Here is a 20928-nt window from a genome sequence, read left to right on the forward strand (position 1 = left end):
TATAACCGAAGAAAAAAACAGCTGTCTCAAAACAAGTTCAGCTTGTTCTTTTGCGCTTCTTCCAGCGAAACCGTCTCGACGTTTCTTTCCTGATTCTTTTTACACAATTGCGCATACTGCTCGTTAAGTTCCTTCTCCAGCTCCTCCTTTGTTGCGGGATTCATCAGTTTCACCGCTACCGTAGCATTCTGCGAAGCATCTTTCAGATGGACAACCGGAGCGCGATACACCGGAGCAATCTTCAATGCCGTGTGAAGCTGCGAAGTCGTAGCCCCTCCTATCAGCAAAGGGATATTCAGCCCCGCCTTTTCCAACTCGATGGCCACATGCACCATCTCGTCCAGAGAAGGAGTTATCAAGCCGCTCAATCCTATCATGTCCACTTGTTCTTCTACGGCACGCTGTACGATGGTTTCGGCAGGCACCATTACGCCAAGGTCTATAATTTCATAACCGTTGCAAGCCATAACCACCGAAACGATATTCTTACCGATGTCATGCACATCGCCTTTCACCGTGGCAAGCAATACTTTACCGGCAGACACTGTCCCTTTTTCCTTTTCCGATTCAATCACAGGCTGAAGTATGGCCACCGCTTTCTTCATGGTGCGCGCCGTCTTCACCACTTGTGGCAAAAACATCTTGCCGGCTCCGAATAAATCGCCTACATGGTTCATGCCTGCCATCAAGGGACCTTCAATGATAGACACTGCCGTGGGGTAAAGCTTTAACGCCTCGACAAGGTCTTCCTCCAGATAATCGCCTATACCTTTGGTCAAAGCATATTTCAAGCGGTCTTCCACGGTTGTTCCCTCTCTCCATGCCAAGGGAGAATGGCCCGAAGCCGTCTTTTTATCATCGGTTCCTTTTGCCTCGCCGGCTTCTGCCTTGAGGCGCTCGGCAGTTTCTATCAAACGCTCGGCAGCGTCGGGACGCCTGTTCAGCACCACATCTTCAATGCGTTCCAAAACGTCAGCGGGTATATCCGTATAAAGAACAGATGTCGCCGGATTCACGATGCCCATATCCATCCCTTCGCCGATGGCATGATAAAGAAAAACGGCATGCATCGCTTCACGGATATAATTATTGCCGCGGAATGAGAAAGAGAGGTTACTTACCCCTCCGCTGACATGCGCACCCGGCAAGTTCTTCCTAATCCAGCCGGTGGCACGGATAAAATCCACGGCATAGTTGTTATGCTCGTCCATCCCCGTGGCTACGGCAAGCACATTCGGGTCGAAAATAATATCATGAGGATTGAAGTTGATCTTATCGACCAAAAGGCGATATGCGCGTTTGCAGACTTCAATTTTGCGTTCAAAAGTATCAGCCTGCCCCTGCTCGTCGAAAGCCATCACTACGACAGCCGCTCCATATCGCTTGATGATGCGCGCATGCTCCAGAAACTTCTCCTCGCCTTCTTTCAAAGAAATGGAATTGACAACGGATTTGCCTTGCAGGCATTTCAATCCCGCAACAATCACTTCCCACTTGGAAGAGTCTATCATCACAGGAACGCGCGCAATTTCGGGCTCGGAGGCTATCAGGTTCAGGAAAGTGGTCATTTCCTCACGGGCATCCAACAATCCGTCATCCATATTGATGTCGATGATTTGGGCGCCATCCTCCACTTGCCGGCGGGCAATGCCAAGCGCTTCATCGTATTTTTTTTCATTAATCAGGCGCAGGAACATACGCGAACCTGCCACATTGCAGCGCTCTCCCACGTTTACAAAATTGTTTTCCGGTTTCACCTCCAGCAATTCAAGTCCCGAAAGCCATAAATTGGCTGGTTTCGGAGCGGGACAACGAGGTGACACTCCTTCTATCAACGCTGCATAACGGGCAATGTATTCGTCCGTGGTTCCGCAACATCCTCCAATAATATTGACCAAGCCTTCATGAACGTATTCCTCCACTTCATGTGCCATGTCGTCAGGACTTTGGTCGTATTTTCCCAGACTGTTGGGCAAACCGGCATTGGGGTAAGCACTGATATAATAAGGCGCGCGGGCAGCAAGCCGTTCCAGAAAAGGCTTCAATTGGCGGGCTCCGAACGAACAGTTCAGCCCTACGGAGAAAAGGTCGGCATGCTGCACGGAAGCAAGGAAAGCATCCAGCGTCTGGCCGGAAAGTGTACGCCCGGCTATATCAGAAACCGTAACGGAAAGCATCAGAGGAACACGTATGCCGACAGTCTGCATGGCTTGCTCTGCCGCAAAAACAGCAGCCTTTGCATTCAGCGTATCAAAAATGGTTTCTATTAACAAGGCATCTACTCCCCCTTCAAGCAAAGCTTCCATCTGCTCTTGATAGTCGGCGGCCAGTTGGTCGTAGGTCAAAGCACGGAAAGCCGGATTGTTGACATCGGGACTCATTGAGCACGTTTTGTTTGTAGGCCCCACGGAACCGGCCACAAAACGAGGCTTATCAGGGGTAAGGGCGGTAAACTCATCGGCCACCTCACGAGCCAGCTTTACAGCCGCAAGATTCATTTCACGCACATATTCCTGCACATGATAATCGGCCATACTGACACGGGTGGAACTGAAAGTATTCGTTTCAATGATGTCTGCGCCCGCTTTCAGATATTTGCGATGGATATCTTCTATCACATCGGGACGCGTCAGGCAGAGTAAATCATTATTACCCTTCATCTGCCCGGCGACGTGTGCAAAACGTTCGCCCCGAAAGTCTTTCTCCGTTAAGTTGTATTGTTGTATCATGGTACCCATGGCACCATCCAGAATAAGGACGCGCTCACGCACCAACTCGCTCAGTTGCTTCATAATGTTCGTAGAAAAAAACTTGTAATTTGCGGTTTGCTGTTTGATAATCATCATCGTTTGAACATACGCGCCATATCGCGTTTATCCTCTTTTTCCTTCAAAGACTGGCGCTTGTCAAACTCTTTTTTACCTTTGGCGAGGGCCACTACCACTTTGGCCAAACCTTTCTCGTTGATAAACAAACGAACCGGGACAATGGTAAAGCCGGGAGTTTTCGTGTCACGTGCCAACTTATCCAATTCCTTCTTGTTTAGCAAAAGTTTACGCTCCCTGCGTGCCGAATGATTGTTGTATGACCCGTAGAAGTATTCGGCAATATGCATATTCTTCACCCATAGTTCGCCGTTTGCAAAATAACAGAATGTATCGACCAGGCTTGCTTTTCCCAAGCGTATGGATTTAATCTCCGTACCCGTAAGCACAATACCGGCCGTATAGGTATCTATCAGTTCGTAATCGAATGTGGCACGCTTGTTCTTTATATTTACAGGAGCTTGTTTCATGATTCTGTTCACCCTTTCAAAATAACCCATTACCTAAAAAAACCTACACATGGAAAGCACTTAATTCAGCGCCGCCGTCAATTGATTGAATATCCATTCCACCATTGCCGGACAAACAATCAGCAAAACAGAAGAAAGAATGGTGAAACGCAAACGTTCTTTTTCGGCTATCCGCATCACCTTGCCACTCCCTTCCCACACCACATACACGGTGTAAAACTGAAACAGCAAAGCTATGATATAGAAATCGGGCAGTATACCGATGACCATCTTCATCAGAAACACCACCGCTAAGGCATAGCCTGCAAACTGTTGTACCAACGGGATGTCACTCACCATTCCAAGCATGCGGACACACAACCCGTTGATGAGATATGCAGCCAGGAAGTAGCCTCCGAACAAGGAAACAGCCACAGCACAACATCGCGTCATGGCATACTGAAAACTTTGCGGCTCACTCCACCCCATCCTTATCAATGAACCAATGAAGACGGACAACCCGCATAAACCAATCATAGGATAGACAAAGGCCATGAAGACCTTTCGCCTATCCTGTAAACTAATTTCCTCCCACGTACGGGCCGGGGAGGTAATTAGTCGCAGAGCTATGTAAAATAATTCTTTATAGTTCAAATTACTTCAGTTTATTAAGGTCACTGCTGTCTATCTCAAAATCCGTATAAGTTTCCGGCATCGTCTTTCCATCGGCAGCAACCTTAGCTTTGATTATGATTTTCCCAGGATATTTCCCGGTATTGCTTTTGATAGCACTCATGATACTTTTAATGTCGTAAGCCTTATACCGGAGTAAATCGGCTTCTGTTTTGGCATCCGTTCCCTTGTTATGTTGCAAATAAAGCACCAGCTCCGATGCGTTTTTCTGCATATCCTTTACATATACCAACTGAAATGAATGCTGCTCCAATGCTTCCTTTTTATTTTCCATCTTCCAATGGATAGGCAAAACCACCATTTCAGAACCATAGATGAACGGTTTGTAGGTTTCACTATATTGGGCAGTAGGAGTCAAAGTCACGATAGGTGCATCTCCAAGAAGCATATCGGCTTCGGTTTCTGCGGTTTGGGCTCTATAAGAATCGATGGCCATGGCTCCCACAAGCTGAATGGTGCGATTGGTTGTTGTTTCTGTTTCTTTTCCCGTCTTCGTTTCTACGTTTTTGTATTGAATGAAGACTAAATCGCTTTGTGTTATATCAAAGCCACTGTTAGCCTTCACCGTAGCAAGCGAACTTGCAGTAGGGAAATATTTATTCCCTCCCAAATCTTCAAACCAAGAGCTTCCTAAGTATTGTTTTGCACGTACGTAACCATAGCCATCAAAAGTACTTTCATTATCACTACTCAGACACGAAGTCAACGAAACACCCAACAAAAGGGTAAAAGCAATCATCAAAAAATTCAAATGTTTCATTTTTCTTTAATATTAGAGTTTGCAAATTTAGATAAAAGAATCGAGTAACAAGACACCCCACTCTTTTTTTCATTGTTTTTAAGAGTAAACGGAAAACCCATCCGAATACTGCAAACACATCCGCTTTTTAACATTTTTTCATTCCGGTACCGACACAATCAACCTGTCCGTTTCGTGCTTTTTGCAAGCGGTTTTATCTGCTCATGAAAAGCGGTTCGAAATTATGCTATCACGGCAAACAATTCGATATGTTCATCCACATATGCAGCCACGGCAGCGGTATATTCTTCTTCCTTTTCCAAAAATTTGTCTTCCAAATCGTCGAAGGCCTCGTATTGTTCATACATTGCCATAAACTCCTCATCCGTGCGCTCACGCTCCAAATCCTCACGATGAGCATCGTATATCTTCTTAGCGGCATAAATCAGCTTGCTCAAATCGCCTATTCCCCACAGACGCATCACCTTGGCAAACGGATTATCGAAGACATATCCGCCATAGCCATTCTGAATCAATTGGCAAAACCCACCTTCCATCACCTCATCGCGGAAAATCCGGTAGGCCAGCAACGAATGCTGCTCTGCCGTGAGCATACTCATCGTATCGATTGCCAAATTGCCATTGCCACCCATTTCTTGTTCATAAGCCTCGGTAAATACATGGATAAAGGCATCCATCCCGTCGGCAGCAGCCTGACGCAAAGCTGCATCTGTCACTTTTATCATAATGAATTGTTTTTTAGAAGTTTGTTGAAACCAAACTCGACGTTTTTCCAATCTCCTTAGTTTGCAACAGATATTTTTCTGTCTTATAAGAAGCATCGCCGAGCATGCGCCGCAAAGTTAAGGGTTTGATTCAATAATTACGCCTGAAAAGGACAAAATATCAACAAGCATCAAGCGGTAAAGCCACTCCGTACCTGTCCGCATCTCCTCCGTATCAACTCCGTATAACCTCTGCAGTTACTTTGTCCTTATAGATGCGGAGCAGATACGGTGTTGGTACGGTGCAGATATCCGGAGGATGAAAAAGAGGGGAACAAAACCGAAAAGAAGCAGGAAGAAATAGTTGAGGAAAAATTTAATTAAGGGCTAAAATAAGCTCTTGATAAAAAAGTCAAATTGAAGAGTTGGCAGAAACAGAGAAAAGCACTAACTTTGTACCGACTAACAAAAGTGGATTACGTTTTTTTATTATATCATTTTTAAAAAGAGCTAATTATGACTTATTCACACGAAGTGGAACACATGTGTGTTGTGAAGAAAAGTCCTAACCACGGACCGGCTCCTATTCCCGAAGAAGGTAAATGGGTAAAAGCTAAAGAAATTGTTGACATCTCTGGTTTGACACACGGTATCGGCTGGTGTGCTCCTCAGCAAGGTGCATGTAAATTAACCCTCAACGTAAAGGAAGGCGTCATTCAGGAAGCGTTGGTCGAGACTATCGGTTGCTCCGGCATGACTCACTCTGCTGCCATGGCGTCAGAAATCCTCCCGGGAAAGACTATTCTCGAAGCGCTGAACACCGACCTCGTTTGCGACGCTATCAACACTGCCATGCGCGAACTTTTCCTGCAAATCGTTTACGGCCGCACGCAATCCGCTTTCTCGGAAGGCGGTTTGATGATCGGTGCCGGTTTGGAAGATTTGGGTAAAGGTCTGCGCAGTCAGGTAGGCACGCTGTATGGCACTTTGGCCAAAGGTTCCCGCTATCTGGAAATGGCCGAGGGGTACATCAAGACTATCGCTCTGGACAAGAACGATGAAATCTGCGGATACGAATTCGTTCACCTTGGCAAGTTCATGGATGAGATCAAGAAAGGTACGGACGCCAATGAAGCTTTGAAGAAAGTAACCGGTACGTACGGTCGCTTCACTGCCGAACAAGGCGCAGTTAAACACATTGACCCACGTCACGAATAATATAAGGAGGAAAGACATTATGATTAGAGAAGTAAAATTTGAAAGCCAAGACCGTCGTATCAAACAGATTCTTACTGCCTTGAACGCTAACGGTATCAAAGACATCGAAGAAGCTAACGCTATCTGCGAAGCTCATGGTCTCGATCCTTATAAGACTTGTGAAGAAACCCAGCCCATCTGTTTTGAGAATGCCAAATGGGCTTATGTGGTGGGTTGTGCCATTGCTATCAAGAAAAGTTGTAAAAATGCCGCCGAGGCTGCCGAAGCAATCGGTATCGGCCTGCAGGCATTCTGTATTCCGGGTTCCGTAGCCGACGATCGTAAGGTTGGTATTGGCCATGGCAATCTGGCAGCCATGTTGCTACGCGAAGAAACTAAATGTTTCGCATTCCTGGCCGGTCACGAATCATTCGCCGCTGCCGAAGGCGCCATCAAGATTGCCGCTAAAGCCGATAAGGTGCGTAAAGAGCCGCTGCGTTGCATCTTGAACGGTTTGGGCAAAGATGCCGCACAGATTATCTCTCGCATCAACGGTTTCACTTATGTACAGACTCAATTCGACTATTATACGGGCGAACTGAAAGTTGTCCGTGAAATAGCATATAGCGACGGTCCTCGCGCCAAAGTAAAATGCTACGGTGCCGATGATGTTCGTGAAGGTGTAGCCATCATGTGGAAAGAAGGTGTAGACGTTTCCATCACCGGTAACTCTACCAACCCGACCCGCTTCCAACATCCCGTTGCAGGTACTTACAAGAAAGAACGCGTACTTGCCGGCAAACCTTATTTCTCTGTGGCATCAGGTGGTGGTACCGGTCGTACGCTCCATCCGGACAACATGGCAGCCGGCCCTGCTTCTTACGGTATGACGGACACGATGGGACGTATGCACAGTGACGCTCAGTTCGCAGGTTCTTCATCCGTTCCCGCTCACGTGGAAATGATGGGATTCTTAGGAATCGGCAACAACCCGATGGTAGGTTGCACTGTGGCTTGCGCTGTAGACGTGGCTCAGGCTTTGGGTAAATAAATTAAAGTTTCCCACATAAAAAAACTCCCGTAACCAGATAAAATTACGGGAGTTTCTTTTATGGCTGTATTATCTACTTATTCAAATCTTTGTTAATACTTTCCATGTAATCTAATAATTCCTTCTTTCCCAATCGGTTTTCGGAAGAGGTCACGAAATAAGGCGGCAGTTCCTCCCACTGTTCCTGCAACTTTTGAAGATATTGACTGATATTGCTGTTCAGTCTGCCTCCTTTCAACTTATCGGCTTTGGTAAAAACAATAGCAAAAGGAATGGCATTCTCACCCAGCCACTCTATGAATTGGAGGTCGATGGTCTGCGGCTCCAGCCTGCTGTCTATCAAAACAAACAGATTAGTCATTTGCTGACGCTGCAAGATATAGCTTTCGATGATATTTCTTATTTGCTCCTTGCCTTTCTGTCCCCGCTTGGCATATCCATAACCCGGAAGGTCTACAATGTACCAGCTCTTATTGATAAGAAAATGATTGATGAGCATCGTCTTGCCGGGAGTGGCAGAGGTCATGGCAAGGCCTTTCCGCCCGGTGAGCATATTGATCAGGCTGGATTTTCCTACATTAGAACGTCCGATAAAGGCATATTCGGGGAAAGACCCTTCCGGACATTTTTGCACATCTGTATTACTGATGGTAAATTCCGCACTTGTAATATCCATGATTGTTTCTGCTTTTTTATGTTACAAGCGACAAAGGTAGCACTTATTTCATAAGATTACACTATCTTTGCGCCCAATAGGAAGATTTTAAGTATGAATGGACAATTTCCCTCAACATTATTGGAAAAGGCAGTGAGCGAATTTGCCAAGTTGCCCGGAGTGGGACGTAAAACGGCTATGAGGCTGGTTCTTCATTTACTGCGCCAGGATACGGCTACAGTAGAAGCGTTCGGTAACGCAATCGTCAGATTAAAACACGAGGTGAAATATTGTAAGGTCTGTCATAACATATCTGATACAGAAACGTGCCGCATCTGTTCCAATCCTCAGCGGGATGCTTCGGTGATTTGTGTGGTAGAGAATATCCGTGACGTGATGGCAGTGGAAGCTACACAGCAGTTTCGCGGTCTGTATCATGTATTAGGAGGTGTCATCTCACCGATGGACGGCATAGGTCCGGGAGATTTACAAATAGAAAGTCTGGTGCAGCGAGTACTTGCCGGTGGCATTGATGAAGTTATCCTGGCGCTAAGCACAACGATGGAAGGAGATACGACCAACTTTTATATCTATCGTAAACTGGAAAAGCTCGGAGTGAAGCTTTCGGTCATAGCTCGCGGCATTTCGGTGGGTGATGAGTTGGAATATGCCGATGAAGTAACTTTAGGGCGTAGTATTGTAAACCGTACTCCATTTTCGGGAACGATATAAAAATTCTTTGAGATTCTATAAATTTTGACAATCATATAATCATATATGGAAGAAGCAATAAAAAAGACTATAGTACACGTCAAAGTAGCTTTTACTTGTTTTTGGACACTTCCCATTCTGTTTATCCTGTCCGGAGAGATGGGAAGTGACTGGGTGGGACTGTATGCAGGGAATATTTCCGCGACTTATGTGACTGAAACAATAACCATTTTACTGACCGCGTCTTGTGTGCCGGTCTCCCTGAAACTTTTCTCGCGGGTTCTTATCCGAAAAATAGATGTTGCAAACCTTCCCGAAGCTCTTCGCCTTTATGCTTTATGGAGTGACGTTCGGTTGGTCTTGCTAAGTTTACCGGTTTTGGCCGGTTTTTTCACCTACTATATGGCGCTGAGTACCACAGGGGCACTCTGTGCGATGATAGGATTGACCGCCTCCCTTTTCTGTTTACCCGGCGAAGGGCGTTTGCGTAAAGAACTGCATATTGACAAGTAAGAATGTGACTGATTTAGCAATGGATAAATCTTATTTCCGTAGTGAACGAATATACCTCCGGGCCATGGAACCGGAAGATCTGGAAGTAATGTATGAAATGGAAAACGACCCCGCGATGTGGGAAGTGACCAACTTCACCGTACCTTACTCAAAGTTCATATTAATGCAATACATAGAACACTCCGAATGTGACATGTTTGCCGACCGTCAGCTACGTATGATGATTGTACGCATGAAAGACAACATAGTGATGGGAACCATAGACATCACCGAGTTTGTTCCCATGCACGCCCGTGCGGAAGTGGGTATTGCGATGCGAAGAGAGTATAAAGGAAACGGTTATGCCAGAGAAGCATTGGAACTACTATGCAACTATGTTTTTAACTTCTTGAACCTGAAGCAGCTGATTGCTCACATCGCCACAGACAACGAAGCAAGCATACGCCTTTTTGAGTCGTGCGGTTTCGTGTCATGCGGACTTCTGAAAGAGTGGTGGCGCGTTGGCGGCATATACAAGGATGTAGTATTGCTGCAATGTCTGCGAAAGGCTAATTGAATGTGGGTATTTGCGGAAAACGCGACCAAATTTCATACTTCCCTCCCAACTTGCAGAGGGCTTTTTTCCAAAGTTGGTCACTGGCCTCTTCATCCATCAGTGAAGCGGTATTTTCCTTGCCCACCAGCCATGTGTTCTCGTGAATTTCCCGGCACAATTGTTTATGCTCCCATCCGGAGTATCCCAAAAAGAATCTGATTTTACCCTTTATGGGATGTCCCTGCATAATATATGCTTTAATAGCTTCAAAATCGCCATTCAGATAAAAATCCCTGTCTATAGGAAGCGCACCTTCAATGCCATCGAGAGTATGTAGATAAAATAAAGTATCCATACTAAGTGGACCGCCCTTGTAAACCGGTATGTTTTCCCGACAATGGAATCCTTCGAGAATATCATCCAAACAAACGGGAAGCGGCTTATTCATGACAAGCCCCATGGTGCCATCGTGTGTATGATCTACCAATAAAATAACAGAGCGACCAAATACATGATCACACAAAAAAGGTTCGGAAATCAACACCTTTCCTCGCGCCGGAACAACGTGGTTTGTCTCTATTTTGAATATATCTATATTGGTATGCATGCCCCTAATATACAAAATATTTCACAACAAGCAACCAAACTCTATTATTTTTTTCTAACCAAGCACGATTTTCTTAACAGATGATTGTTTTAAGAGTCGGCTTAGAAACTGTCTTGATTTCTTTTATCTCCACTCCATACTCTATTTAATTGGATGGTTTGCCGCAAAAACTGCCATTCGTTCATCCAATAGCGCGTATTGATGATCGTATATGAAAGAAGTACATGCACGCAGTCCTTCCTGATTACTTCCGGTAGTGACCAAAGAGATGGCACTGACTCCGTAATACATCAATTCTTTGGCAAGTTCGCCGCTACTCATTCCGGGATAGCCAATGGTGAAGTAGAACCCGTCGGCGATAGGTTCGCCAAGGTCATTGTCGTACACCAAATGGAAGCCATGACGCAAGAATATCTGTTTGAGGCGGTTCGCACGGTCACCATATACTTTCACTTCATCAAGGAAATTATATTGCCCTTCATGAGCAGCCTTCAACATAGCCGCCAAAGCATATTGAGCCGAATGGCTGGTTCCTGAAGAGAGCGCATACAACACTCGGTGAATGAATACCGTACCGAAAGTACCCCCACCATACCGTTTCGTCAGTCCGGGATAGGCGCGATTATAAAGTTTATCAGAAATACAGCTCACTCCGATACGCTGGCCGGCATAGCTGAACGCCTTGGAACCTGAGATAAGCAATACATAACAATCGGTATAGTGTGCCACGGAAAGTTGATAAGGCGGCCGGAAAGGTTGGCCCAAGTCTTGGCGGAAGTCCATGGCAAAATAAGCAAGGTCTTCCAAAACAATGGTATCATATAAGGTGGCAAGTTCACCGATGATACGCAATTCTTCCTCTTTCAGACAAATCCAGCTGGGATTATTCGGGTTGGAATAAATAATCGCCGCAATATTACCTTTGCAGAGATAGCTTTCAAGTTTATTTTTCAGTTTGTCTCCACGATATTCATACACATCGAAAGTTTCAAACTTATATCCCATTACCACCAATTGCTGCTTTTGTACCGGAAACCCGGGATCAATGAAGAGAATGGTGTCTTTTTTTTCGTCACACTGACAACAAGTAAGGAACGAAGCAAAAGTGCCCTGCATAGAGCCGGTCACGGGCACGCACCCTTCGGCAGCTACATCGACATTGATAAAAGCTTTGATGAAGCGTGAGGCTTCTTCTTTCAGGGAAGGTAATCCATTAATATCCGGATAAAGGCTGGCAATACCATTCTGTAAAGCCTCAATTTCAGCTTTCACTCCGACACCGGAAGGTGGCAGGCCCGGTACTCCCATTTCCATTTTAATAAATTCCACCCCCGATGTGGCTTCCACTTTAGCCGCAATGGCCTTCACCTCACGTATGGTTGCTTTTGCAAAGTCTGCAATGTGAAAATCTTCGATAGCTTTATCTACTAACTGACGTTCAATAGGGGTATTTTTCATAATTTCCAAATTAAATTAGTTTCGCAAAGGTAGTATAAATCTAACAGAATCAATAGACATAAAAAATAAAGATATTTTTTCCTTCCAAGCTATTGCAGATATCAAAGAAATGCCTACCTTTGCAACCGCCATTGAGGGAAATGGCAAGAAAACAAGATTATGGTGCGTTAGTTCAGTTGGTTAGAATACATGCCTGTCACGCATGGGGTCACGGGTTCGAGTCCCGTACGCACCGCTTAAAATTACCCCGACAAGTCTAAATACTAAATAGCATATACAGAACTTATGAGACAGTTCGGTGCATATATCACTAAACAAATTCACGCGTAAAATTAATTGAAGTACATTATTATGCGGATAATCATTTTGTACTAAACTTCTCCCCCTTCACATAAAGAAATAAAAATAATACAAAGTTTTTTGCCCATTACTCCCCAAAAGAACTATCTTTGTCAAATCTGTCGTTTGTAGGGCTTTCATACAATGTTTACAAACAGTTAGGACAGCATTTGCATGTGTGCATAGACTACCGATACGGTCTCTTTAAACTGTATGTACGGCAGGATGAGAACTTAATAGTGAGTGAATCGATGAGACGAATATTATTATGCATCATAGTGTTGTTTGCCGGCATTTTGTCAGCCGTTGCGCAGAACGAGATATCTGCGGATACGATAACGAAACTTCCACCAAATATAAGGAATTACGACGGCTTCCTGCTCGATATGGGTCTGATGAACGTATCTCTTCCTACCCTTCCAAAGTTTACACTGGAGATTCCGGATGCAAGTAAAGACTACAGCCGTGCTTTCCGCCTGAATGCTGATGCGATTTACTCGCAAGGGCTTTCAAACCTGTTCTCGCTTAGCAACTCCCATTATTTCGGATTAACCGGCTTTGGTTCTCCTACCGATAACTTACAGATGGGAAGCTTCCGCCTGAAAAACGGTATACGCATCAACACATATGGAGAATATGATAAAGATGGACGGAAAGTGTACAATCCTTCTGCTCTTCCGTGGGAAAAGAACAATTTCAAAGGTGCGTTCGAGTTGAAATCGGCCAACGGAGCGTTCGGCATACGCATTGAAGTGCAACAAGGAAGAAAAACGCCATGGCCCTGACAAGCATTATATATGCCCCTGATTTATAAAAAGAAGGTATTGGTTGCAGGTGCAAACGGCTTTACCGGCCGACACACCCTCAATGATTTTACAATTCCGGTTCCGGCACTCCTTTTTCTTTCCGATAAGCACGCACCATCTGCAAAATGATATCTCCATATTTTTCGACGCTTTTCTTTCCGAAATACGGAATATGCACCAACATGGCCTTATCCGGAGGAAGTAGGTTGCTGATTCCCAATATCGCCTTTTGCTGAATGACCGCATATACAGGTAGTCCCAATCGCGAAGCTTCCGCATTGCGCCACGCCACCAACCGATTGTAAAGCACCGGATGCAACACATCGGCAGGGACTTCAAGAGCTGCAACCTCACGTTTCCGTTCTCGTTTTCTTTCTCCGCCATTCTCAAGCTGATGTTTCCAGCTCTCTGACGATGCTTCTCCTACCCTTGCAACTTCTTTTCCTCGAAGTTTCTTCTTTTGCAAAACCGAATCGTCAAGGGTGAGAATCGATTTTTTTCTCAAATAATCTGTAACTTTGAAACCGTTTTCCTGAATATGTTGTAGCAGGTCGGACTTCAAATCATACAAACTTTCCAATTCCTCCAACGCATCCCGGAGTTTCTTCTTCAGCTCCTTATTGTCAGCCACTACGTCACTCATCAACAGCACATCCAATGGTTGCAACTGTTCCAGAAAATAAACGGCAGCAGCGTGTATGCGCTCGTGCAACACCTTGTCCGTGGCATAATCTTCCGCAGCAGCAATCAGACGGGTATATTGGAGGCCGAACCGTGCTGCCACCTTCGTCACCTTTTCGTGGAAACGCTCTACTTCTTCTTTGCAGGCTGCCAACAGCTTGGGAAAGAGTTTATACAAATGCTCGTCTATCAAGCGTACATACCTCCGCAGAGCTTGTTCCAGAGGCTGAAAGTCGAATAATCCCGACAATAAATATCCAAAATAGGTTTGCTGTAAAGAACGAAAATGTTGTTCGTCCGGTTCGTTCAGACGTGCTTCTGTAGTAAAAGCATCTATTGCATGGTCGCTAATAACAGCTTTTTCTGAAAGCGGGGCACTGAGCACCACTCCCTCCAAAGTCTTACAGCGACTCAAGGCCACATACGTCTGCCCATGTGCAAACGATGCGCTGGCATCGATTACTGCACGTTCAAACGTCAATCCTTGGCTTTTATGAATGGTGATTGCCCAAGCCAACTTCAACGGATATTGCCGGAAAGTGCCTTCAATGGCTTCGGTTATCTCTTTGGTTTCTTCATCCAACACATATTTAGCATTTGTCCACTCCTCTTCTTGAAGGACAAAAGACACATTGCTTTCTTTGCTGCGCACCTCTACCCCACCTGCCGAAAGAGCCGTCACCTCTCCAATCATACCGTTATAGTAACGACACTCACCCGAAGTGTCGTTTTTTACGAACATCACCTGTGCACCGCGTTTCAGTTCCAATACCTCGTCCGTGGGATACGAATAATCGGGAAACTTTCCTTCAATCCGGGCACGAAAAGTATAAGAGCGTCCCGGGAGTTGGGCCAGTTCATGGTCGTTGATCCGTTGTGCTTGATAGTTATGAGTGACCAGACGGATATATCCATCCTCCTTTTTAGGCTCGAACCCGGGTATATAACGACGGTTCAAGACCTCTAACACCCGGCTGTCACAATGGTTCTCACGGATGCGGTTCAGCAGTTCAAGAAAGGCTTCATCATTCTGCCGATACACTTTCCGCAATTCAATGGTACAATATTCCGTCCGTTTCAAGGCCTGGCAGGAAAAGAAATAAGGGGTATCATAATATTTACCCAGCATTTGCCACTCCTCTTCCTTTACTACGGGAGAGAGTTGCCGAAGGTCGCCAATCATCAGCAGTTGCACCCCACCGAAAGGTTTGCCCCTGTCGCGGAAGCGCCTCAACACTGCATCTACCGAGTCGAGCAAATCGGCGCGTACCATACTGATTTCATCAATCACCAACAAATCGATACTGCGGATAATGTTTATCTTCTCTTTGCCGTAGCGAAAACGGTAAGATGTCTTGCCATGGGCGCTGAACGAACTCTCAGGAATATAAGGGGCAAAAGGAAGTTGGAAGAAAGAATGTATCGTCACCCCGCCCGCATTGATGGCAGCAATCCCCGTCGGAGCCAATACAATCATTCGCTTCGGGCTTTCCGATTTCAGCCTTCGCAAGAAAGTGGTTTTACCGGTACCGGCCTTGCCGGTCAGGAAAAGATGCGTACCGGTAGTTTCTATTAATTGCCATGCAAGAGCCAACTCTGAATTTTGATCCATTGAAATGCTTTTTTCAACTTATCCGCTCCTCTTCAAAATGTCAAGCGAACTTCATCTGCAATAATACTTTCACGACAAGACAAAGGTAATGTTTTTATTTTTTTACCTCTCATCCTCTCCGGAAAATAATTAGTACTACCTCAAACTGCCTCCCACAATATCAAGCAACTCATTGGTTATGGCTTGCTGTCGGCTCTTGTTGTACTGTTTCGTCAAATCCTGAATCAAGTCGTTGGCATTATCTGTTGCAGCCTGCATAGCAAGCATACGGGCAGCATGCTCGGAAGTATTGGAGTCAAGAAGCACAGTAAATATCTTCTGGCTCAGCACTTTGGGAAGAAGTTCGGCAATCAGTCCATCGACGGAAGGCTCTACGATATAGTCATTCTTTAAACAGCGAGTAGAATCAGCAACCGTTTCGTGCCTTGCTTCTTCCGCCACCCGAACAAGGTCAATAGGTAAATAAGTCTCACGAAGCAGCTCTTGCGTTCCCATTGACTTGAAATGATGGTAAATGAGCTCCACACGGTCAACGTTTTTCATCGCAAATTCTCGTATCAGCCGTGCCGCCAGCTCATAGGCCTCTGTAAACAAAGGCGTATCGGCCATCAAGCGATAGCTGCCTTGCGGCTCATACCCCATCTTCCTGACAGCTTCTTCTATTTTCTTTCCTATCGGATAAATAAGTATATTCTCTCTGCTCAACGATTGATATTCTGTCAACGTCCGCTCCAGCATCTTGGTCACATTTGAGTTGAAAGAACCACATAGAGAAGTATTGGACGAGAAGACAACAAATGCCATCCGCATCACCGGCCTTTCCTCTGTATAAGGTGACTCAAATGAAGCATCCGTACATAGGAAATTGGTCAGAATCTCATTCAGTTTCTGTTGATAAGGCAACATATTCTCAATCCGCCCTTGCGCTTTATGCAATTTGGCAGAAGCCACCATTTTCATCGCCGAGGTTATCTGGCGTGTACTCATGACGGAGTTTATCCTACTCTTTACTTCTTTCAGTGAAGCCATAGTTTTTCTTTCATTTCATTACATGAATTGTCTTGCAACCATCTCGGCAGTCTCTTCTATTTTCTTGCAGACATCATCGTTGATGACACCATTTTTTAAGACATCGAGCACTTCCGCACGGTAGTTCATCTCCAGAGAATCAAGAAAGATGTGTTCAAACTCTCCGACTTTATCCAATGGCACGTTCTTCAGCAAGCCATGTGTGCCACAATAGAGAGTAGCCACTTGCTTTTCCACTGCCATTGGAGCATACTGAGGCTGTACCAGCAGACGCTTATTTTTCTGCCCTTTGTCAATAGTCAGTGCAGTCACAGGATCCATGTCGCCACTGAACTTTGTAAACGCCTCCAACTCACGATACTGCGCCTGATCTATTTTCAGTGTGCCCGCCACTTTCTTCATCGCCCTTATTTGAGCGTTACCACCTACACGGCTCACTGATATGCCGACATCAATGGCCGGACGATTGCCTTGATTAAAAAGACCTGAGTCAAGAAATATCTGTCCGTCGGTTATGGAAATTACATTTGTAGGAATATAAGCCGAGACATCTCCGGCCTGTGTTTCAATGATAGGCAATGCAGTGAGCGAGCCACCGCCTTTTACCTTACCTTTCAAACTATCAGGCAGGTCATTCATTTCACGGGCCACCTCTTCCTGGCTGATAATCTTCGCCGCACGTTCCAGCAAACGAGAGTGCAGATAAAAAATGTCTCCCGGATAAGCTTCACGTCCTGACGGCCGGCGCAGAATCAGAGACACCTCGCGATATGCAACCGCCTGTTTGGACAAATCGTCGTATACCACCAAGGCATGGCGACCTGTGTCGCGAAAATATTCACCAATGGCAGCTCCTGCAAAAGGAGCATAATACTGCAACGCTGCCGGGTCGCCTGCCGTGGCAGCTACCACAATGGTATAATCCATAGCACCATATTGGCGTAATGTATTCACGATAGAAGCTACCGTAGAACCCTTCTGACCAATGGCCACATAGATGCAATAAACCGGTTCGCCTGCTTCGAAGTTGGCACGCTGGTTGATAATAGTATCAATGGCAATCGCCGTCTTTCCCGTTTGACGGTCGCCAATGATCAATTCACGCTGGCCTCTACCGATAGGTATCATGGCATCCACGGCCTTCAGTCCGGTTTGCAGCGGCTGAGTCACCGGCTGGCGAAAGATGACTCCCGGCGCTTTACGTTCCAATGGCATCTCACAGAGTTCTCCACCTATTATCCCTTTTCCATCGAGAGGCACTCCCAACGGATCTATCACACGTCCCAACATACTTTCTCCCACCATGATGGAAGCAATGTGTTTGGTACGTTTCACAATGAAGCCTTCTTTTATCTTATCCGTAGAGCCAAGCAGTACGGCACCCACGTTATCTTCTTCCAGATTCATCACAATGGCTTTGATGCCGTTATCAAACTCCAGCAACTCGTTTGCTTCGGCATTACGTAATCCGTATATGCGCGCCACGCCGTCACTGACTTGCAACACCGTGCCAATCTCGTCCAGCTGCACACGGGTGTCGATGCCTTCAAGCTGACGGCGAAGAATATCCGATACTTCGCTTGCTTTTATATTTTCAGAAACCATGTTTTCAGTGTTTAGTTGATTAGTGATGAGTACTCACCAAACGGCATTGCTATGTGCTTGACCGCTCATCACTAACCATTATTATACTATTCTTCTGTTCTTGTCGACAAATTGCTGCTTCACTTTCTTAAGTTGGGTAGCAACACTTGCATCGAGACGGAAGTCGTTAATGTCGAAAATAAAGCCACCTCCTATGGTGGGATCCACTTCAGTCTGTAACTCCATGCTGACATGCAGCAGAGAAGAAGCACTGTCACGAATGCGCTCCCATATGGCCCGATTGACCGGCACGGAGGTAATCAACCGCCCCACAGCGATATGCTTGTCCTTCCGATATAAACTCAGAAAGCTTAAGCAGATATATTGGAGGAAACTTTCTCGCCGGTTCTTCAGCACCAAAGAGATGAAACGTGTAAACTCTCTTCCTATGGGAGCATCACCCGCAGCAGCCGTACAGATGAGTGCAAACTTTTCGCGCACAGTGAGAACAGGATTTGCCAATGCTTTAGATAGTTCCGGATACTTACTGAAACTACGGTGCAACATATCAAATCTCTTATATAAGAGTTCTTCTGCACCTACACTTTTAGCATATCCCATCAAAGCCTTCGCATAACGCATCGAAATGATTCCTATATCCATCTTTCAATCATTCTAATTGTTTCGGCTTGCCGCCAATACTTCATCCAACATCCGATCGATCATCTCCATCTGTTCATTCTTTTCATTCAAGCTCTTCCGGAGTATCTTCTCGGCTATGTCCACAGACAAAACAGCTACTTGACGGCGGATGTCATGAATAACCTCTTCCTTCTCCTGGCGTATTTGCCTTTTCGCCTCTTCCAGTTCTTTTTGCGCAGCAGCTTCCGCCTGCTTGTGTGCTTCGATAATTATCTTATCACGCTCGTGCATCGCTTCCCGCAAAATGCGTCCTTGCTCTTTATTAGCTGCCGCAATCAGTGCTTCGCCTTCCGCTTTCAGTTCGGCAAGCCGCGCATTTGCCTCACGGGCCATTTCCAAAGAGTGGTCTATGTAGGCTTTGCGCTCTTCCACCATATTGGTAATGACGGGAAAGCCGTATTTGGCAAGCACCGCAAACACCACCCCGAACGAAAGGAGCATCCAAAACAGCAAACCACTATCAGGTACTAACAATGACATAATCTTGATTTATGTTTTTGACTATTGTCCTATTGTATACTATAAGAAAAACACCAACAGACATACAACCACCGCCAACAATGCGACACCTTCAATCAAAGCTGCGGCAATAATCATATTCATACGAATATCTTTGGATGCTTCCGGCTGCCGGGCAATGGCTTCCATGGCAGAATAGCCTATTTTGCCGATACCAAATCCGGCGCCTAACACAGCAATACCGGCACCTAATGCCGCACCCAGCTTACTAATTCCCACACCTGCCACAGCAGCTTGCAATAATACTGATAGTAACATAACTTTCAAATTTTAAGATGTTTATTAATCCTATATACTTTTCTATTTTATCTCTTTATGTTCGAGGACTTTCGTCTCCTTCTTCTCTTCATGTCCCTCTTCTTGCGCCAATCCGATGAACACCGCAGACAGCATGGTGAACACGTAGGCTTGAATAAAAGCAACCAGCAACTCCAAAGCATTCATGAAGATATTGAACAACACCGACGCCACCGTCAGCGAACCGTTCAGTACCGGCCCCATACTTGCCGAGATAAAAACAAGAGACGTCAGCACCAGCATCGCCATGTGCCCGGCAAGCATGTTGGCAAACAGACGAATCATCAGGGCAAAAGGTTTAGTGAAGATGCCAAATAACTCTATCATAGGCATCATCGGGAATGGGACCTTCAACCACCAAGGCACATCGGGCCAGAATATGTCTTTCCAGTAAGCCTTTCCTCCGAAGATGTTGACGGCAAGGAAAGTGCAAAGAGCCAGAATCATCGTAACGGCGATGTTTCCCGTCACATTGGCTCCACCGGGAAAGAAAGGCACCAGCCCCATCAGATTGTTGATGAATATAAAGAAGAAAGCAGTCAGAAGATAAGGAGAAAACTTGCGATAGTTAGGGCCTACACACCCCTTGATGACATCATCGTTCACCATCGTGATGAACATCTCCATGAAACCTACAAAGCCTCCGGGAGTGACATTGTCTTGAGAGTGCCTGCGATACCACCGGGCTACACTCAAGATGATTATGATCAGCAGTGCGCTATTGATAATCAAAGCAAATACTATCTTGGTTATGGAGAAATCCCATGGACGGACTTCATTTCCCGCCGCGTCGTGTTCCACCAGTTTGCCTTCAAAGCGGCTTCCCTCCGGAGCAATCGACAACCCGTCGTAGCTACCTCCGTTCTCTTCCAAACGAGCGGATGAGAAGATGTGCCATCCCGATATCCGACTGTATACGATGATAGGCAACGGGACGGTGATATGCATCTTGCCCCAAGTCGTGATATGCCATTGATAAGCATCGCCGATATGTCCGAAGACAATCTCTTTCACATCCACTCCGTTTTTTGTCTCTGTCGGAACCGCTTCATTGCTTCCTACCTGCTGCACGGTGGCGGCAACCGGATGATGTATGGCGACGCTATCGGCATGCACGCCGACGGAGGTCAACAACCCCATCAACACAAACAAACCGATAAAAGACATAGTATGCTTTTGTTTTATCCTTTTCATTCTCTTC

The 20928-nt window shown here is 45.7% G+C and carries 21 protein-coding genes and 1 tRNA gene; 7 read left to right on the forward strand and 15 right to left on the reverse strand.

The window, feature by feature from the left end; all coding sequences use genetic code 11:
* Positions 1-26: 26 nt before the first annotated feature.
* From metH to C4H11_RS02510, 5 genes are all read right to left on the reverse strand, one after another.
* Entirely contained in the window at positions 27-2792 is a 2766-nt protein-coding gene (gene metH / locus C4H11_RS02490; RefSeq protein WP_106043052.1) for a methionine synthase, read from the reverse strand.
* Between the two features lie 50 nt (positions 2793-2842).
* Entirely contained in the window at positions 2843-3295 is a 453-nt protein-coding gene (gene smpB / locus C4H11_RS02495) for an SsrA-binding protein (protein ID WP_106040353.1), read from the reverse strand.
* Positions 3296-3355: 60 nt separating this feature from the next.
* A complete protein-coding gene (locus C4H11_RS02500) occupies positions 3356-3928 on the reverse strand; it encodes a Yip1 family protein (RefSeq protein WP_106040354.1) in 573 nt (190 codons plus the stop codon).
* A 1-nt stretch (position 3929) separates the two neighbouring features.
* A complete protein-coding gene (locus C4H11_RS02505) occupies positions 3930-4727 on the reverse strand; it encodes a hypothetical protein (protein ID WP_106040355.1) in 798 nt (265 codons plus the stop codon).
* A gap of 221 nt (positions 4728-4948) precedes the next feature.
* A complete protein-coding gene (locus tag C4H11_RS02510; RefSeq protein WP_106040356.1) occupies positions 4949-5452 on the reverse strand; it encodes a DMP19 family protein in 504 nt (167 codons plus the stop codon).
* Between the two features lie 495 nt (positions 5453-5947).
* Between C4H11_RS02510 and C4H11_RS02515 the strand changes: the two genes are divergently transcribed.
* A complete protein-coding gene (locus C4H11_RS02515) occupies positions 5948-6649 on the forward strand; it encodes an iron-sulfur cluster assembly scaffold protein (RefSeq protein WP_106040357.1) in 702 nt (233 codons plus the stop codon).
* Positions 6650-6668: 19 nt separating this feature from the next.
* Positions 6669-7679 (forward strand): GGGtGRT protein, encoded by a 1011-nt coding sequence (locus C4H11_RS02520; protein WP_106040358.1) that lies wholly within the window; start codon positions 6669-6671, stop codon positions 7677-7679.
* Positions 7680-7752: 73 nt separating this feature from the next.
* Here the strand turns inward: C4H11_RS02520 and yihA are convergent, their stop codons facing one another.
* Positions 7753-8355, reverse strand: coding sequence for a ribosome biogenesis GTP-binding protein YihA/YsxC (yihA, locus tag C4H11_RS02525; RefSeq protein WP_106040359.1), 603 nt, complete (start codon positions 8353-8355; stop codon positions 7753-7755).
* A 93-nt stretch (positions 8356-8448) separates the two neighbouring features.
* Here yihA and recR point away from each other — a divergent pair, with 93 nt between their 5' ends.
* Genes recR through C4H11_RS02540 form a run of 3 tightly spaced genes read left to right on the forward strand, consistent with a single transcriptional unit; the run spans position 8449 to position 10114 of the window.
* Positions 8449-9066 (forward strand): recombination mediator RecR, encoded by a 618-nt coding sequence (recR, locus tag C4H11_RS02530; protein ID WP_106040360.1) that lies wholly within the window; start codon positions 8449-8451, stop codon positions 9064-9066.
* A 45-nt stretch (positions 9067-9111) separates the two neighbouring features.
* Entirely contained in the window at positions 9112-9558 is a 447-nt protein-coding gene (locus C4H11_RS02535; protein WP_106040361.1) for a hypothetical protein, read from the forward strand.
* 19 nt (positions 9559-9577) lie between these two features.
* The gene (locus tag C4H11_RS02540) at positions 9578-10114 is read left to right on the forward strand and encodes a GNAT family N-acetyltransferase (protein WP_106040362.1); all 537 of its coding nucleotides are present in this window, start codon (positions 9578-9580) and stop codon (positions 10112-10114) included.
* Here the strand turns inward: C4H11_RS02540 and C4H11_RS02545 are convergent.
* A complete protein-coding gene (locus C4H11_RS02545; RefSeq protein WP_106043054.1) occupies positions 10107-10700 on the reverse strand; it encodes a YqgE/AlgH family protein in 594 nt (197 codons plus the stop codon). The genes C4H11_RS02540 and C4H11_RS02545 overlap by 8 nt on opposite strands.
* A 141-nt stretch (positions 10701-10841) precedes the next feature.
* Positions 10842-12158 carry an aminotransferase class I/II-fold pyridoxal phosphate-dependent enzyme gene (locus tag C4H11_RS02550; protein ID WP_106040363.1) on the reverse strand — a complete coding sequence of 439 codons (1317 nt, stop codon included), beginning with the start codon at positions 12156-12158 and terminating at the stop codon, positions 10842-10844.
* Between the two features lie 161 nt (positions 12159-12319).
* Here C4H11_RS02550 and C4H11_RS02555 point away from each other — a divergent pair.
* Positions 12320-12393, forward strand: a tRNA-Asp gene (locus C4H11_RS02555).
* 355 nt (positions 12394-12748) lie between these two features.
* Positions 12749-13282 (forward strand): occludin, encoded by a 534-nt coding sequence (locus tag C4H11_RS02560; protein ID WP_106040364.1) that lies wholly within the window; start codon positions 12749-12751, stop codon positions 13280-13282.
* Positions 13283-13370: 88 nt separating this feature from the next.
* Here the strand turns inward: C4H11_RS02560 and C4H11_RS02565 are convergent, their stop codons facing one another.
* The 7 genes from C4H11_RS02565 to atpB all read right to left on the reverse strand — a co-directional run bounded on the left by C4H11_RS02565 (position 13371) and on the right by atpB (position 20894).
* The gene (locus C4H11_RS02565) at positions 13371-15596 is read right to left on the reverse strand and encodes an AAA family ATPase (RefSeq protein ID WP_106040365.1); all 2226 of its coding nucleotides are present in this window, start codon (positions 15594-15596) and stop codon (positions 13371-13373) included.
* Between the two features lie 135 nt (positions 15597-15731).
* The gene (locus tag C4H11_RS02570; RefSeq protein ID WP_106040366.1) at positions 15732-16625 is read right to left on the reverse strand and encodes a F0F1 ATP synthase subunit gamma; all 894 of its coding nucleotides are present in this window, start codon (positions 16623-16625) and stop codon (positions 15732-15734) included.
* 18 nt (positions 16626-16643) lie between these two features.
* Entirely contained in the window at positions 16644-18230 is a 1587-nt protein-coding gene (gene atpA / locus C4H11_RS02575) for a F0F1 ATP synthase subunit alpha (protein WP_106040367.1), read from the reverse strand.
* Positions 18231-18311: 81 nt separating this feature from the next.
* Positions 18312-18872: a F0F1 ATP synthase subunit delta gene (locus C4H11_RS02580; protein ID WP_106040368.1), complete on the reverse strand. Its 561-nt coding sequence runs from the start codon at positions 18870-18872 to the stop codon at positions 18312-18314.
* Between the two features lie 12 nt (positions 18873-18884).
* Positions 18885-19391 (reverse strand): F0F1 ATP synthase subunit B, encoded by a 507-nt coding sequence (gene atpF, locus C4H11_RS02585; protein WP_106040369.1) that lies wholly within the window; start codon positions 19389-19391, stop codon positions 18885-18887.
* 39 nt (positions 19392-19430) lie between these two features.
* Positions 19431-19688 (reverse strand): ATP synthase F0 subunit C, encoded by a 258-nt coding sequence (gene atpE / locus C4H11_RS02590; protein ID WP_106040370.1) that lies wholly within the window; start codon positions 19686-19688, stop codon positions 19431-19433.
* Between the two features lie 42 nt (positions 19689-19730).
* On the reverse strand, positions 19731-20894 hold the full coding sequence (gene atpB / locus C4H11_RS02595) for a F0F1 ATP synthase subunit A (protein ID WP_394336046.1): 1164 nt from the start codon (positions 20892-20894) through the stop codon (positions 19731-19733).
* Positions 20895-20928: the final 34 nt, after the last annotated feature.

Origin of the sequence: Bacteroides zoogleoformans (genome assembly GCF_002998435.1) — a bacterium.
Taxonomy (GTDB): Bacteria; Bacteroidota; Bacteroidia; order Bacteroidales; family Bacteroidaceae; genus Bacteroides; species Bacteroides zoogleoformans.